At 74.1% G+C, this 13777-nt stretch carries 14 protein-coding genes and 1 riboswitch; of the genes, 3 read left to right on the forward strand and 11 right to left on the reverse strand.

What is annotated here, in order from left to right; all coding sequences use genetic code 11:
- Window positions 1-27 precede the first annotated feature (27 nt).
- The 10 genes from ASD33_RS23190 to dhaK all read right to left on the reverse strand — a co-directional run bounded on the left by ASD33_RS23190 (window position 28) and on the right by dhaK (window position 9561).
- Complete coding sequence (locus ASD33_RS23190) at window positions 28-1416, reverse strand: FAD-dependent monooxygenase (protein WP_056563771.1); 1389 nt, start codon at window positions 1414-1416, stop codon at window positions 28-30.
- Between the two features lie 124 nt (window positions 1417-1540).
- Complete coding sequence (locus ASD33_RS23195; protein WP_056563774.1) at window positions 1541-2077, reverse strand: PadR family transcriptional regulator; 537 nt, start codon at window positions 2075-2077, stop codon at window positions 1541-1543.
- Window positions 2078-2208: 131 nt separating this feature from the next.
- Window positions 2209-4224: an NADPH-dependent 2,4-dienoyl-CoA reductase gene (locus ASD33_RS23200; RefSeq protein ID WP_056563777.1), complete on the reverse strand. Its 2016-nt coding sequence runs from the start codon at window positions 4222-4224 to the stop codon at window positions 2209-2211.
- A gap of 95 nt (window positions 4225-4319) precedes the next feature.
- On the reverse strand, window positions 4320-5186 hold the full coding sequence (locus ASD33_RS23205) for an ATP-binding cassette domain-containing protein (protein WP_056563779.1): 867 nt from the start codon (window positions 5184-5186) through the stop codon (window positions 4320-4322).
- Window positions 5183-5932: a cobalt ECF transporter T component CbiQ gene (gene cbiQ / locus ASD33_RS23210; RefSeq protein WP_056563782.1), complete on the reverse strand. Its 750-nt coding sequence runs from the start codon at window positions 5930-5932 to the stop codon at window positions 5183-5185. Before cbiQ ends, ASD33_RS23205 begins: the two co-directional genes overlap by 4 nt.
- Before the next feature lie 6 nt (window positions 5933-5938).
- Entirely contained in the window at window positions 5939-6373 is a 435-nt protein-coding gene (locus ASD33_RS23215) for an energy-coupling factor ABC transporter substrate-binding protein (protein WP_107103813.1), read from the reverse strand.
- The gene (locus ASD33_RS23220; RefSeq protein ID WP_056563785.1) at window positions 6370-7068 is read right to left on the reverse strand and encodes an energy-coupling factor ABC transporter permease; all 699 of its coding nucleotides are present in this window, start codon (window positions 7066-7068) and stop codon (window positions 6370-6372) included. Before ASD33_RS23220 ends, ASD33_RS23215 begins: the two co-directional genes overlap by 4 nt.
- Before the next feature lie 28 nt (window positions 7069-7096).
- A riboswitch (cobalamin riboswitch) is annotated at window positions 7097-7305 on the reverse strand.
- Between the two features lie 65 nt (window positions 7306-7370).
- Window positions 7371-7790 carry a PTS fructose transporter subunit IIA gene (locus ASD33_RS23225; RefSeq protein ID WP_056563789.1) on the reverse strand — a complete coding sequence of 140 codons (420 nt, stop codon included), beginning with the start codon at window positions 7788-7790 and terminating at the stop codon, window positions 7371-7373.
- Complete coding sequence (gene dhaL, locus ASD33_RS23230; protein ID WP_079044994.1) at window positions 7787-8515, reverse strand: dihydroxyacetone kinase subunit DhaL; 729 nt, start codon at window positions 8513-8515, stop codon at window positions 7787-7789. The genes ASD33_RS23225 and dhaL overlap by 4 nt, the downstream gene beginning before the upstream one ends.
- 53 nt (window positions 8516-8568) lie before the next feature.
- Complete coding sequence (dhaK, locus tag ASD33_RS23235; protein ID WP_056563792.1) at window positions 8569-9561, reverse strand: dihydroxyacetone kinase subunit DhaK; 993 nt, start codon at window positions 9559-9561, stop codon at window positions 8569-8571.
- Window positions 9562-9813: 252 nt separating this feature from the next.
- Between dhaK and ASD33_RS23240 the strand changes: the two genes are divergently transcribed.
- Both ASD33_RS23240 and ASD33_RS23245 read left to right on the forward strand, forming a co-directional pair.
- On the forward strand, window positions 9814-10485 hold the full coding sequence (locus ASD33_RS23240) for an HAD family hydrolase (protein ID WP_056563795.1): 672 nt from the start codon (window positions 9814-9816) through the stop codon (window positions 10483-10485).
- Window positions 10486-10609: 124 nt separating this feature from the next.
- The gene (locus ASD33_RS23245; protein WP_063992014.1) at window positions 10610-11176 is read left to right on the forward strand and encodes an SRPBCC family protein; all 567 of its coding nucleotides are present in this window, start codon (window positions 10610-10612) and stop codon (window positions 11174-11176) included.
- Window positions 11177-11219: 43 nt separating this feature from the next.
- Here ASD33_RS23245 and ASD33_RS23250 read toward each other — a convergent pair whose 3' ends face one another.
- Window positions 11220-11597, reverse strand: a complete 378-nt coding sequence (locus ASD33_RS23250) for a metalloregulator ArsR/SmtB family transcription factor (RefSeq protein ID WP_056563798.1) — start codon at window positions 11595-11597, stop codon at window positions 11220-11222.
- A gap of 119 nt (window positions 11598-11716) precedes the next feature.
- Here ASD33_RS23250 and ASD33_RS23255 point away from each other — a divergent pair, with 119 nt between their 5' ends.
- On the forward strand, window positions 11717-13684 hold the full coding sequence (locus ASD33_RS23255) for a heavy metal translocating P-type ATPase (RefSeq protein WP_056563801.1): 1968 nt from the start codon (window positions 11717-11719) through the stop codon (window positions 13682-13684).
- Window positions 13685-13777 lie beyond the last annotated feature (93 nt).

The raw sequence follows: 13777 nt of genomic DNA on the forward strand, positions 1-13777 counted from the left end.
CGGTCCGCCCCGCCCCACCCGTACGCCCTACTCCTCGCGCCGCAGTGGCGGCTCCATCGGGGTCTCGGCCACCGGGCCGAACAGCACCGCCTTCGCCACCGCGGGGGCGAAGATGTCGGTCAGCGGGGCGGTCAGGTTCAGCGCCGCACGGAACGGCGCGCCCACGACGGGATCGCCCGCGGACCGCGCCTGCACCCGGCGCAGGTACCAGCCGACGACCTTGTCCATCGGGGCCGGCCGGACCGCGTCACCGGTCGCGCCCGGCATCTTCTTGTCGGCGCCGGCCGAGATGTCCCAGGCCTGCTTGGAGGCGTCGAGCAGCGCGCGCTGCACGGTGCGGGTGGTCGGGGTGCGCCGGGGGTCGGCGAGCGCCCGGCGGAGCGCCACCGCGCTGAGCGCGGCGACGGCCATGCCCTGGCCGTAGATCGGGTTGAAGGCGCACAGGGCGTCACCGGTGGCGAGGAAGCCGGCCGGGCGGCGGCCCGGGCGGTCGTACCGGCGGCGGATGTTGGCGGTCCGGCGGAAGCCGTGGACGGGGGACTCCGGCTCGGCCCGCGCGATCCAGTCGCTGATCACCGGGTGCGGCAGCCGCTTCGCGTACTCCTCGAACGCGCCGTCCTCCGTGGGGGGTTCGTCGCCGCGCAGCCCGGAGAGGGTGACGAGGTGCCGCCCGTCGCCGAGGGGCAGGACGACACCGCCGTACACCTGGGTCGGGTTGGGGACGATGTAGTAGCCGTGCGCGTCGGTGTCCGCCTCCGCGGCGGTGCGGTAGACGCGGGTGGCGTACGCCAGCCCGGTGTCGAGGGTCTCCTCGTGCGGGGCCTCGGCACCGATGCCCGCCAGCCAGTCGGGGGCCTTCGTGGACCGCCCGGAGGCGTCCACGACCAGATCGGCGGCGAGGGTGCGGGTCTGCTTGTCGGCGCCCGTGCCGCGCTCCCGGAGGCGTACGCCCCGCACGCGCGCGGAGTCGCCGGTCAGGCCCACGGTCTCGGTGCCGTCGATCAGCTCGATCCGGGGATCGGCGAGCACCCGCTGCCGCACCAGCCACTCCAGCTGCGGGCGCGGGCCGGTGTAGAAGTGCGCGGTCGCTTCCGTACGCCGGAACCACTGGCCGTTCTGCCACTGGATCATGTCCTCGGGAACGCCCACCTTGGGCGCGCCGAGCTCGCGCAGCTCCGCCGTGAACCCGGGAAGCAGCTCGTCGAGGGCCTGCTGGCCGCCGGCGATGAGGACGTGCAGGTGCCGCCCCTGCGGAACGCCGGGCCGTGCTTCCGGTCCCTCGGGGAAGCGGTCGCGCTCGACGACCGTCACCTTCTCCGCGTGCTCGGCGAGCACCCGGGCGGCCAGCAGCCCGGCGAGACTTCCCCCGATGACCACCGCGTGACGTGTCGCGCGGTGCCCCAAGTCGTCGGCCATACCCGCCCTTTCGTGTAGTGGAACTCCGACGGCCCAGTATCCACACCGGCGGGGGCCGAGGGGTGCCACCGCCGTACGGTTTCGGCCGTGGGGCGAGAGGGCCGCCGTGCGGTGGGGGCGGACGTCACTCCGTCCCCAGTTCCGAGAGCGCGCTCGTCAGCCACTCCACCCAGAACCGCTCCATGTCGATCCCGCCCCGCAGGACCAGATGACGGAGCCGGTCCGGCTCCGTCTCACGTCGGGCGGCCGGGAAGTCGCGGGTCTCGATCAGCAGGTACTCGTCCAACTGGTCCTGGTGGAGGGCGAGATGGCGGGCCAGTTCGGCGCGGAGCCCCGTCGTCCCGACCATCGCCGCCGCCCGCATCCGGAGCAGCAGAGCGGCCCGCAGGGGCTTCGGGTCCTCCTGGCCGGCCACCCAGGTGGTCAGCTCGGCGCGGCCGGCGGGCAGCACCTCGTACTCCTTGCGCTGTCCCCGTACCGGCACCGGGGCGGGCAGGGCGCGGATGTGCCCCGCCTGCTCGAGTCTGCCCAGCTCACGGTAGATCTGCTGGTGCGTGGCCGACCAGAAGTATCCGATCGACCGGTCGAAGCGGCGCGTCAGTTCGAGGCCGGACGACGGCTTTTCGAGCAGCGCCGTGAGGATCGCGTGCGGGAGGGACATGCCCGCATCCTAGAAGCGGCCGACGACGGTGACCGAGGTGACTGCGGTGACCGAGGTGGTCGCAGTGACCGAAGGGGTTGAAGTGACCGAGGGGGTCGCGGTGATCACCGCGACCCCCTCGGCCGCAGCGATCACAGCGTCGCCGCGAGCCGCGTCCCCTGGTCGATGGCCCGCTTGGCGTCCAGCTCGGCGGCGACGTCCGCGCCGCCGATCAGGTGCGCCACGCGGCCCGCCGCCACCAGCTCCTCGTACAGGTCGCGGCGCGGCTCCTGGCCCGCGCACAGCACCACCGTGTCGACCGGGAGCAGCTGCGCCTCCCCGCCGATCGTGAGGTGCAGGCCCTCGTCGTCGATCCGGTCGTACGACACGCCCGCGACCATGGCCACGCCCCGGTGCTTGAGCTCGGTGCGGTGGATCCACCCCGTGGTCTTGCCGAGGCCCGCGCCGACCTTGGTCTCCTTGCGCTGGAGCAGGTGCACCCGGCGCGGCGCCGCACCGCGCTCGGGGGTGCGGAGCCCGCCCCGGTTCTCGTACGAGGTGTCCACGCCCCACTGGCGGAAGTACGTCTCGGGGTCCTGGCTCGCGCCCTCCCCGCCGTCCGTCAGGAACTCCGCGACGTCGAAGCCGATGCCGCCCGCGCCGATGATCGCGACCCGCTCGCCGACGGGCGCGCCGTCCCGCAGCACGTCCAGGTAGCTGAGGACGCTCGGGTGGTCCTCGCCCGCGATCCCGGGGGTGCGGGGGGAGACGCCGGTGGCGACGACGACCTCGTCGTACTCCGCGAGGTCGGCGGCGGACACGTACGTCTCCAGCCGGACGTCGACACCGCGCTCGGCGAGCTGTACGCGGAAGTAGCGCAGCGTCTCGTCGAACTCCTCCTTGCCGGGCACCCGCTTGGCGATGTTCAGCTGGCCGCCGATCTCGGCCGCCGCGTCGAACAGCGTCACGGAGTGGCCCCGCTCGGCCGCCGAGACCGCGCAGGACAGGCCGGCCGGTCCCGCGCCGACGACGGCGATCCGCTTGGCGCGGCGGGTGGGGGAGAGGACCAGCTCGGTCTCGTGGCAGGCGCGTGGGTTGACCAGGCAGGACGTGATCTTCAGGTTGAAGGTGTGGTCCAGGCAGGCCTGGTTGCAGCCGATGCAGGTGTTGATCGTGTCAGCGCGGTCGGCGGTGGCCTTGGCGACGAAGTCCGGGTCGGCGAGGAACGGGCGGGCCAGCGAGACCAGGTCGGCGCGGCCGTCGGCGAGGATCTCCTCGGCGACCTCGGGGGTGTTGATGCGGTTGCTGGTGACGAGCGGCACGGAGACCGCGCCCATCAGCTTCTTCGTCACCCAGGTGTAGGCCCCGCGCGGTACGGAGGTCGCGATGGTGGGGATGCGCGCCTCGTGCCAGCCGATGCCGGTGTTGATGATGGTGGCGCCGGCCGCCTCGATCTCCTTGGCGAGCTCGACGACCTCCTCCAGGGTGGAGCCGCCGGGCACGAGGTCCAGCATGGACAGGCGGTAGACGACGATGAAGTCCGTGCCGACCCGCTCGCGGATCCGGCGGACGATCTCCAGCGGGAAGCGGACGCGGTTCTCGTAGGAACCGCCCCAGCGGTCGGTGCGCTGGTTGGTCGCGGCGGCGATGAACTCGTTGATGAGGTAGCCCTCGGAGCCCATCACCTCGACGCCGTCGTACCCGGCCTCCTTGGCGAGTTCGGCGCAGCGCGCGTAGTCCTCGACGGTCTGCTCGACTTCGGCCTCGGTCAGCTCGTTCGGTACGAACGGGCTGATCGGCGCCTTGAGGGCGCTCGGCGCGACGAGGCCGGGGTGGTACGCGTACCGGCCGAAGTGCAGGATCTGCATCGCGATCCGGCCGCCGGCCTCGTGCACGGCGTCGGTGATCAGCCGGTGCTCGGCCGCCTCCTCCGCCGTGGTCAGCTTGGCGCCGCCGTCCCAGGGGCGCCCGGCCTCGTTGGGCGCGATGCCGCCGGTGACGATGAGGCCGACACCGCCGCGGGCCCGCTCGGCGTAGAACGCGGCCATGCGCTCGAACCCGTGCTCGGTCTCCTCCAGACCGACGTGCATCGATCCCATGATCACCCGGTTGGGCAGGGTGGTGAACCCGAGGTCGAGCGGGCTCAGCAGGTGCGGGTACGGGGTCATGCGGGCGCCTCCTCGCGCAGGATCGTCGCCCCCAGTTCTAGGGGCTCCGCAGCAGTTATGCAACTAGTTGCAGAAGGGGAGAGGCGTGATGTCTACTACTCGGTAGCGAAGTGGGCGGTCACCCCCGACCACGCCTCCAGCTCCTCCGCGGTGCGCGGCTCCGGCGCGCCGGGGGCCAGCAGCCCGTGCGCGCGGAGCAGCCGGGCCACCGACGTGCCCCACGGCCGCCGCAGCCGGGCCTCGGCGAGCAGCGCGTCCTCCGCGAGCAGCTCCGCGACCGGGCCGGTCCGCAGCCCCGCGGGGGTCAGCACCGCCGCCTCGTCCGCCCAGCGCAACGCCAGATCCACGTCGTGCGTCGCCATCACCACCGTCGTGCCCGAGGCGCGCAGCCGCTGGAGCGTGTCGAGCAGCCGCTCCTGGCCGTCCGGGTCCAGCCCCGCCGTCGGCTCGTCCATGATCAGCACCCGCGGCCGCATCGCCACCGCCCCCGCGATGGCCGCCCGCTTGCGCTGCCCGTACGACAGCAGATGCGTCGGCCGGTCCTCCAGGGCCGTGATGTCCAGCGCCTCCAGCGCCTCGCGCACCCGGAGCCGTACCTCCTCCTCCGGCAGCCCCAGGTTCATCGGACCGAACGACACGTCCTGGCCCACCGAGGCGGCGAACAGCTGGTCGTCCGGGTCCTGCACCACCAGCTGGACGGTCGTCCGCAGCCGGGTCAGCCCCTTCCGGTCGTACGCCACCTCCGCCCCGTCCAGGAGCAGCGAACCGCTCCCGCACCGCAGACCACCGCTGAGCAGCCGCAGCAGCGTCGTCTTGCCCCCGCCGTTGCGGCCGAGCAGCGCGACCGCCCGCCCCTCCGCCACCGCGAAGTCCACACCGGAGAGGACCGCAGGGCCGTCCTCGTAGGCGAAACCCGCGCGGACCAGCTCCACGACGGGGGTGAGCGGCGTCGAAGACGTCACGGAAGGAACCTTTCGAGTACGAGGGTGAGGGCCACGAGCCCCGCGAGGAGCGCGCCCGAGGCGGCGAGGAACCGGCGGGACACCGCGCACGCGGGCACCAGGACCCGCAGCGTCCCGTCGTAGCCCCGCCCGGCGAGCCCCGACTGCAGGCGCTGCGCCCGGTCGAAGGCCCGGACGAACGTCGTCGCGCCGAGCCCGGCGAGCGACCGCCAGGTCGCCGCCCGCGTGGTGTGCCCGAGCCGGGCCGCCTGCGCCTGCCGGATCTTGGACAGGGAGTCGAGCAGCAGGAAGATGATCCGGTACATCACGAGCGCCACGTCGACCACCGGCGCCGGCACCCCGGCCCGGACGAGCCGGGGCAAGACGTCCGACACCGGTGTCGTGAACGCGAACAGCAGCACCCCGAGCGAGGCCGAGGCCGTCCGCAGCAGCAGCCCGCCCGCCTGCGCGGGCCCACCGGGCGCCCAGGCGACGAGCCCCCGCGCGCCGCCGACCTCGACGAGCAGCGGAACGGCTCCCGTGACGCAGAACGCGAGCGGCACCCGGAACGCCCGCCACAGCGCCCGGCCCGGCACACCGGCCGGGCCGAGCAGGACCGCGAGCGTGGCCGCCGCGACGAGCACCGCGCCCGGCCACGGCGGCAGACCGACGGCGCACAACGTGAGACCGAATCCGAGCAGCGCCTTCTCGGCGGGATGACGGCGGCGCCAGCGACTGCTGTGCGCCACCGCGTCGATCGGCAGCATCGGCGGCTACGCGTCCCGCCCGTCGGAGGCCCCGCGCGGGGGCGCGGCGGCGGAGGGGGGCGGGGGAGCGGCGCCGGGCTCGGCCACGGCTTCGGCGGCTCCGTCCTCCACCGCCCCCCGGTTCTCGGCCTCGGCCTCCGCACGCTCCGCCCCCTGCCTGCGACCCCGCCGCAGGCCGAAGTAGTACGCCAGGACGCCCGCGCCGACCGCCGCCTGAAGGGCGAACAGCGCGGACTCGATCTCCCCGGACGGAGGCTCGTACAAGGGGCTGAACCACGGCTCGTAGTCCGGCCGGAGCTCCGTGATCGCGGTCTCCGCCTCCGCGTCCGAGCCGGTGAACGGCTCCTTCTTGTGGTCCCCGAGCCCCAGTGCGAGCGGCAGCACCGCGAGCGCGGCGACCACGACGAGCAGCAGGGCGTTGATCTTAGCGTTCCTGCTCATCGCGCGGCCGCCTCCTCGTGCCGGTCCGCCCGGCGGCCGGCGAGCACGCCGAGCCGGATCAGCTCGCCCTTGCTGGACTGCGTGAGCAGCCGCATCACGAGGACGGTCAGCAGACCCTCGCTCACCGCGAGCGGAATCTGCGTCACGGCGAAGATCCCGCCGAACTTGACCAGCGCGCCCGGGACACCGCTGCCCGGGTCGGGGAAGGCCAGGGCCAGCTGGACGCTGGTCACGCAGTACGTGGACAGGTCGGCGACGAACGCGCCGAAGAAGACGGCGACCATCAGCGGCGCCCCGAACCGGCGCACCAGCCGGTAGGTCCCGTAACCGGCCCAGGGGCCGACGATCGCCATCGAGAAGGCGTTCGCGCCGAGCGTGGTCAGGCCGCCGTGGGCGAGCAGCAGCGCCTGGAAGAGCAGGGTGATCGTCCCCAGGACCGCCATGATCGGCGGCCGGAACAGGATGGCACCCAGACCCGTACCGGTCGGATGCGAGCAACTCCCCGTCACCGACGGCAGCTTGAGCGCCGACAGGACGAAGGTGAAGGCGCCGGAGGCGCCGAGCAGCAGGGTGGACTCGGGGTTGGACCGCACCTCGCGGGTCAGCGCGCGGACCCCGTGGACGACGAACGGCGCGGACGCGACGCCCCAGGCGGCGGCGTGCACAGGGGGCAGATACCCCTCGGCTATATGCATGGTTGGGAGACCCTCTCCAGCACCTCGTGGATGGACAACGCACCCTGGCCGGTCTCCTGGCTGACGGTCATGCCGCCCGGACTCCGCCTTCCCACACCACGACGGTCTCCCGACGCGGTCCAGTGGCTTCCCCGAGGGTGTTCCCCGCGGGGGTGGAGCCGGACCTCCCGATCACAGTGGCGAGGGCCGCACCGGTACTTCACCGGTTTCCCGTACACCAAGGCCCTGCGACATTAGTGCGTTGACCTGCTGGATCACAACACGGTCGCCACCCGGTGCGGCCTCTCCGTCACTCCGCGCACTCACTCCTTGCGGTAGGCGTACGCCTCCGAGGCCGCCGCCGCCACCGCGTCGAGGTCGCCGCCGGCGCTCGCCGTCACCAGGGCGGCGACCGCGCCCTCGACGAACGGCGCGTCCACCAGGCGGGTGCCCTCGGGCAGTTCGTCGCCCTCGGCGAGCAGCGCCTTCACGGTGAGCACGGCACTGCCCAGATCGACCAGGACCGCCACCCCGGCGCCCCGGTCGACGGCCTTCGCCGCCTCGCAGATGAGCTCGGAACTCGTCCCGAGGCCGCCGTCCGGGGTCCCGCCGGCGGGGGCCAGGGGCGCCAGGTCACCGCCGCCGGCGAGCCCCCTGGCCAGCTCGGCCACCGCCGTCGCGACGGCGGCACTGTGCGAGACGAGCACGATGCCGACGGGGCCGGCCGGGGTCCCGGCGCTCATGCCGCCCCCTGGGCGGGAGAGGACTCCGCGCCCGCCGAATCCGTACGTGTGGACCCCGCGCTGTGCGAGGCGTTCGCGCTGTGCGAGGTGTCCGCGCTGTACGAGGCGTTCGCGCCCGCCGTCTCGTCGAGTGCCGCGAACAGCAGGGCAGAGGACGTCGCCCCCGGGTCCTGGTGGCCCACCGACCGCTCGCCGAGGTAACTGGCCCTGCCCTTGCGGGCCCTCAGGGGTACGGTCGCGAGGGCCCCCGCCTCGGCGGCCGTACGAGCGGCGCCGTACGAATCCCGCAGCCCCTCCACGGCCGGCACGAGGGCGTCCAGCATCGTCTTGTCGCCCACCTGGGCCCCGCCCAGCTGGGACACGGCCGCCACGCCGGCCCCGAGGGCCTCCGCCAGCTCGGCCCGGGTGATCCGCTCGCCGTCGCCCAGCGTCTTGCCCGCCCGGCGCAGCAGCGTGCCGTACAGCGGTCCCGACGCGCCGCCGACCGTGGAGATCAACTGCCGTCCGGCGGTGGTGAGCACCGCGCCCGGCGTCTCCGGCGGCTCCTTCGCGAGCGTGTCGGTCACGGCGGCGAACCCCCGTTTGAGGTTGGCGCCGTGGTCGGCGTCCCCGATGGCCGAGTCCAGCTCGGTGAGCCGGTCCGCCTCGCGGTCGACGGCCTCCGCCAGGCGGGCCAGCCAGCGGACCAGGAAGTCCGCGCCGAAGGTCTCCGTACCGTCGTCCATCCGGTCCACCTCTCGTGTCTCTCCCGACTCTCCGGCCTGTTCCATGCCCCGGATCACCGGCCCCAGCGCAGTGCGGGCGTCCGCACCGGCGCGTCCCAGAGCCGCAGCAGTTCCTCGTCCACCTCGCACAGGGTCACCGAGCAGCCGGCCATGTCCAGGGAGGTCACGTAGTTCCCGACCAGGGTCCGCGCCACCGGCACCCCGCGCTCGCCCAGCACCCGCTGCACCTCGGCGTTGTATCCGTACAGTTCGAGGAGCGGGGTCGCGCCCATCCCGTTCACCAGGGCGATCACCGGCCCGGACGGGCGCAGGTCCGAGAGGACGGCGTCGACGGCGAAGTCCGCGATCTCCCGCGAGGTCATCATCGGCCGCCGCTCGCGTCCGGGTTCGCCGTGGATGCCGACGCCGAGCTCCAGCTCGCCCTCCGGGAGGTCGAAGGTGGGGCTGCCCTTGGCCGGGGTGGTGCACGCGGCGAGCGCCACGCCGAAGGACCGGGAGCGCTCGTTCACCCGGCGCGCGATCGACTCCACCCGCTCCAGCGGCGCGCCCTCCTCGGCCGCCGCGCCCGCTATCTTCTCGATGAACAGGGTGGCGCCGGTCCCGCGGCGGCCCGCCGTGTAGAGGCTGTCCGTGACGGCGACGTCGTCGTCGACGAGGACCTTGGCGACCTGGATGCCCTCGTCCTCGGCGAGTTCCATGGCCATGTCGAAGTTGAGGACGTCCCCGGTGTAGTTCTTGACGACGAACAGCACCCCGGCGCCGCTGTCCACCGCCGCCGCGGCCCGCACCATCTGGTCGGGCACGGGGGAGGTGAAAATCTCTCCGGGGCACGCGGCGTCGAGCATCCCCGGCCCCACGAACCCGGCGTGGAGCGGCTCGTGCCCGGACCCTCCGCCGGACACCAGGGCGACCTTCCCCGCGACGGGCGCGTCCCGCCGCGTCACGACCCGCCGCTCCACGTCGACGGTGAGCTCGGGATGCGCGGCGGCCATTCCGCGCAGGGCATCGGCGACGACGGTCTCGGGGACGTTGATGAGCATGCGCATCGGTACCTCCTGGTGAGGCTGACAAGGGGCCCCTGACCTGCCCTGGAGCAGCTCAGGTCCTTTCGCGGGACGTGGCGGGGTCCCGTAGGTGCGTGTCCGTGGAGACTCTAGTGAGGGGGCGCCGGTTTGGGGCGGTGGTCGCGAGCAAGTCGGCCGGAGTCCTGATGCGGCGGGCCGCAGGACGTACGAGCATCGGACGCACGACCACGACGATGCCCCTGCCCGCCCTTCGTCCCTCGTGGGGAGCCCGAGATGGACCGCGCCGCACTCTTCGACGTCGACGGAACCCTCGTCGACTCCAACCCCCTCCATGTCGTCTCCTGGTGGGAGGCCCTGCGCCAGCACGGCCACCACGTGCCGACGCACGCCGTCCACCGGGCGATCGGCCTGCCCGCCGACAAGCTCCTCGGGCACCTCCTCGGCCCGTCCCGCGACCGCTCGCGGGACGACCGGCTCGGCGCCGCACACGACAGCCTCTACGGCACGTACCTCGAACGGCTCCGCGCCTTCGACGCGGCGGCGGAGCTGCTGCGGACCCTCGCGGGCGAGGGATGGAAGGTCGTCCTGGTCACCTCGGCCAAGGACCGCGAGCTGACGGCCCTGCGCGCGGCCGTCGACGCGGACGACGCGATCACCGCCACCGCCACGGCCGACGACGTCGACGAGGGGAAGCCCGCGCCCGACCCGGTCGAGCACGCCCTGTCACTGGTGGGCGTGACCGCCGACCGGGCCGTGTTCGTCGGTGACAGCGTGTGGGACATGAAGGCCGCACGCCGCTCCGGTGTGGTCTGCGCCGGGCTGCTCTGCGGCGGCGTGCCGGGGGCCGATCTGCTCGACGCGGGCGCCGCGGCGGTCTACGAGGACGCGGGCGACCTCCTCGCCCGGCTCCCCGACAGCCCGTTCGCGACTGTCCCGGCCGCCTGAGCCGGACCGTGCTCGGCGGCCGGGAGCGTACCGGTCCCGGGCCTGGAACCGGGGTTACGGGATGCCTGACCGGGTAGTCGCGCAGCCGGGCGGGTACGCCGTCGACCGAGGGAGATGACCCGCGATGGTGCACGACACGATCACCGTGTACGCCCCGCTGCGCGAGGTCTACGACCAGTGGACGCAGTTCGAGGAGTTCCCCCGCTTCATGCACGGCGTGGTGGAGGTGCGGCAGATCGACGACCGGCACGCCCACTGGCGGACGAGCATCGCGGGGGTGACCCGCGAGTTCGACACCGAGATCGTCGACCAGCTCCCCGACGAACGGATCTCCTGGCGCACCGTCGGCGGCGACGTGCGGCAGAAGGGCGTGGTGACCTTCCTGCGGCTGGACGACAGGAACACGGAGGTGACCCTGTCGATGGACTTCGCGCCGGAGGGCGCCGCCGAGAAGGCGGCTGCGGCCGTCGGCGTGGTCGAGAGCCGGGTCGCGGGCGATCTGCTCCGCTTCAAGGCCTTCGTCGAGGACCACGACGGGGCGACCGGCGGCTGGCGCGGACGACTGCGGCCCGCCGAGGCCTCGGACGCGCCGCGGGCCGGGGAACCCGGTACGGGAGAGGACGCCGCGGCCCCTACGGCACCGCCCGGCCCGCCGTCCCACCCCATGCCGGTGGACCCGGGGCACCTGTGAGCCCGTGAGGCCGGACGTACGGGACGCGGTCCGCCGGTCCGGGCTACGTCCCGCGTACCCCGGCGGCCGGGTCCGTCACGCCCAGGCGGAGGTGTTCCACGTGGTGGAGCGCCTGGTCGAGCAGGCCGGCGACATGGTCGTCGTGCAGGGCGTAGACCACGGAGCGGCCCTGCCGGGTGCCGGTGACGAGGCCGAGGTTGCGCAGCAGACGGAGCTGGTGGGAACAGGCGGACTGCTCCATGCCGACGGCGTCCGCGAGTTCGGTCGCCGCGCAGGGCCCCTCGCGCAGCCGGGCCAGGATCAGCAGCCTCGACGGTGTGGAGAGGGCCTGGAGGGTGGTGGCGACCTGCTGCGCGTTCTCGGGGGTCAGGCGGGTGCGCGCGGTCGCGCCGTCGTCCGTGGTGTTCGCTCCGTGGCCCATGGGCGCCATCCTACGGAAATGAACACATGAATGGATGTTCAAGTATTCCTGTACGGTGGGACGGTACGGCCCTCCGTGGGTGAGCGCGTACGCCCCTCCCCTGAAGGACTCCTCCCGCCATGGTCTCCACCCTGACCCAGCCCGCCCGGCCCTCCGCCGGGACCGCGGCGCCGCGCCGCCGCACCCGCGTCCTCGCGCTGCCGGAGGCACGCTGGGCGCTGGCCGCCCTGCTCCTCTTCCTCGCCGCCCTCCCCCTGCACCTCCTCGGCGCGCCCGCGTGGACCTGGGGACCCCTGTACGCGGCGACCTACCTCGCGGGCGGCTGGGAACCCGCGAGGGAGGGGCTGAAGGCGCTCAGGGACAGGACCCTGGACGTCGACCTGCTGATGGTCGTCGCCGCCCTCGGCGCCGCCGCCATCGGGCAGGTCCTCGACGGGGCCCTCCTCATCGTCATCTTCGCGACCTCCGGCGCTCTCGAAGCGGTGGCCACCGCCCGTACCGCCGACTCGGTGCGCGGACTGCTCGACCTCGCCCCGACCACCGCGACCCGCCTCCTCCGCGACGGCACCGAGGAGACCGTGGCGACCGGGGAGCTCCTCGTCGGGGACACGGTCGTCATCCGCCCCGGCGAGCGGGTCGGCGCGGACGGCCGCGTCCTGACGGGCGCGAGCGAGGTGGACCAGGCCACCATCACCGGCGAGCCCCTGCCGGTGCTCAAGGAAACCGGCGACGAGGTCTTCGCCGGCACCCTCAACGGCACCGGCGCACTGTGCGTCCGGGTCGAGCGGGACGCCTCGGACTCGGTGATCGCCCGCATCGTCCGCATGGTGGAGGAGGCCTCCGCGACCAAGGCCCCCACCCAGCTGTTCATCGAGAAGGTCGAGCAGCGGTACTCGCTCGGCATGGTCGCCGCCACCCTGGCCGTCTTCCTCGTCCCGCTCGCCCTCGGCTCCGACCTGACCGCCGCACTGCTCCGGGCGATGACCTTCATGATCGTCGCCTCGCCGTGCGCGGTCGTCCTCGCCACCATGCCCCCGCTGCTCTCCGCCCTCGCGAACGCGGGCCGCCACGGCGTCCTGGTCAAGTCCGCCGTGGTGATGGAGCGCCTCGGCCAGGTCGACGCGGTGGCCCTGGACAAGACGGGAACCCTGACCGAGGGCACCCCACGCGTCACCACCGTCCGCCCCCTGACGGACTCCGGCCCCGGCGAGGACGCGATCCTCGCCCTCGCCGCCGCGGCCGAGCACCCCAGCGAGCACCCGCTGGCCCGCGCGGTCGTCGTCGCCGCCGAGGCCCGGGGCCACCGGCCCGCGCCCGTCGAGGACTTCCGCTCCACCCCCGGCACCGGAGTGACCGCCACCCTGGCGGGCGACACCCTCGCGGTCGGCGCGCCCGCCCGGCTCCTGGCCGGGGCCGAGGGCCCGCTCGCCGCCCGCGCCGCCGCCGTGTCGGGCGAACTGGAGGCCGAAGGGCAGACCGCCGTGCTCGTCGTCGTGAACGGGGTCCCGGCCGGTGTCCTCGGCATCGCCGACCGGCTGCGCCCGGACGCCGCCGCCACCGTGGCGGCCCTGACCGCGCTCACCGGCACCCCGCCCGCGCTGCTCACCGGCGACAACCCGCGCGCCGCCGCCCGGCTGGCCGCCGACATCGGCATCACGGACGTGCGCGCGGGACTCCTGCCGCAGGACAAGGTCGCCGCCGTCCGGGAACGGGAGCGGGCGGGCCGCAGGGTCATGGTGGTCGGGGACGGCGTCAACGACGCCCCCGCCCTCGCCGCGGCGCACACCGGCGTCGCCATGGGCCGCGCGGGCTCGGACCTCGCCCTGGAGACCGCCGACGTGGTGATCGTCCGCGACGAACTCGCCACCGTCCCGACGGTCGTCGCCCTCTCCCGTACCGCCCGGCGCCTGGTCGTGCAGAACCTCGTCATCGCGGGCACGGTCATCACAGGACTGGTCGTCTGGGACCTCGCGGGCACCCTGCCGCTGCCCCTCGGCGTCCTCGGCCACGAGGGCTCCACCGTCCTCGTCGGCCTCAACGGACTGCGCCTGCTGCGCGAAGCGGCCTGGCGGCGCGCCACCGCCTGACGCGTACGACGCCCCGGGCAGCCGGGCAGCCGGGCAGCCGGGCAGCCGGAAAGCAGGGAAGCCGGAAAGCCGGGGCGGGCGCGTGCGCGGGCG

This window comes from Streptomyces sp. Root1304 (genome assembly GCF_001426405.1).
In the GTDB taxonomy this organism is placed as follows: Bacteria; Actinomycetota; Actinomycetes; order Streptomycetales; family Streptomycetaceae; genus Streptomyces.

Coding starts and splice junctions, on each gene's coding strand:
- ASD33_RS23190 (WP_056563771.1), bottom strand. CDS start 1,416: ATGGCCGACGACTTGGGGCACCGCGCGACACGTCACGCGGTGGTCATC.
- ASD33_RS23195 (WP_056563774.1), bottom strand. CDS start 2,077: ATGTCCCTCCCGCACGCGATCCTCACGGCGCTGCTCGAAAAGCCGTCG.
- ASD33_RS23200 (WP_056563777.1), bottom strand. CDS start 4,224: ATGACCCCGTACCCGCACCTGCTGAGCCCGCTCGACCTCGGGTTCACC.
- cbiQ (WP_056563782.1), bottom strand. CDS start 5,932: ATGCTGCCGATCGACGCGGTGGCGCACAGCAGTCGCTGGCGCCGCCGT.
- ASD33_RS23215 (WP_107103813.1), bottom strand. CDS start 6,373: ATGAGCAGGAACGCTAAGATCAACGCCCTGCTGCTCGTCGTGGTCGCC.
- ASD33_RS23220 (WP_056563785.1), bottom strand. CDS start 7,068: ATGCATATAGCCGAGGGGTATCTGCCCCCTGTGCACGCCGCCGCCTGG.
- ASD33_RS23225 (WP_056563789.1), bottom strand. CDS start 7,790: ATGAGCGCCGGGACCCCGGCCGGCCCCGTCGGCATCGTGCTCGTCTCG.
- dhaL (WP_079044994.1), bottom strand. CDS start 8,515: ATGGACGACGGTACGGAGACCTTCGGCGCGGACTTCCTGGTCCGCTGG.
- dhaK (WP_056563792.1), bottom strand. CDS start 9,561: ATGCGCATGCTCATCAACGTCCCCGAGACCGTCGTCGCCGATGCCCTG.
- ASD33_RS23240 (WP_056563795.1), top strand. CDS start 9,814: ATGGACCGCGCCGCACTCTTCGACGTCGACGGAACCCTCGTCGACTCC.
- ASD33_RS23245 (WP_063992014.1), top strand. CDS start 10,610: ATGGTGCACGACACGATCACCGTGTACGCCCCGCTGCGCGAGGTCTAC.
- ASD33_RS23250 (WP_056563798.1), bottom strand. CDS start 11,597: ATGGGCCACGGAGCGAACACCACGGACGACGGCGCGACCGCGCGCACC.
- ASD33_RS23255 (WP_056563801.1), top strand. CDS start 11,717: ATGGTCTCCACCCTGACCCAGCCCGCCCGGCCCTCCGCCGGGACCGCG.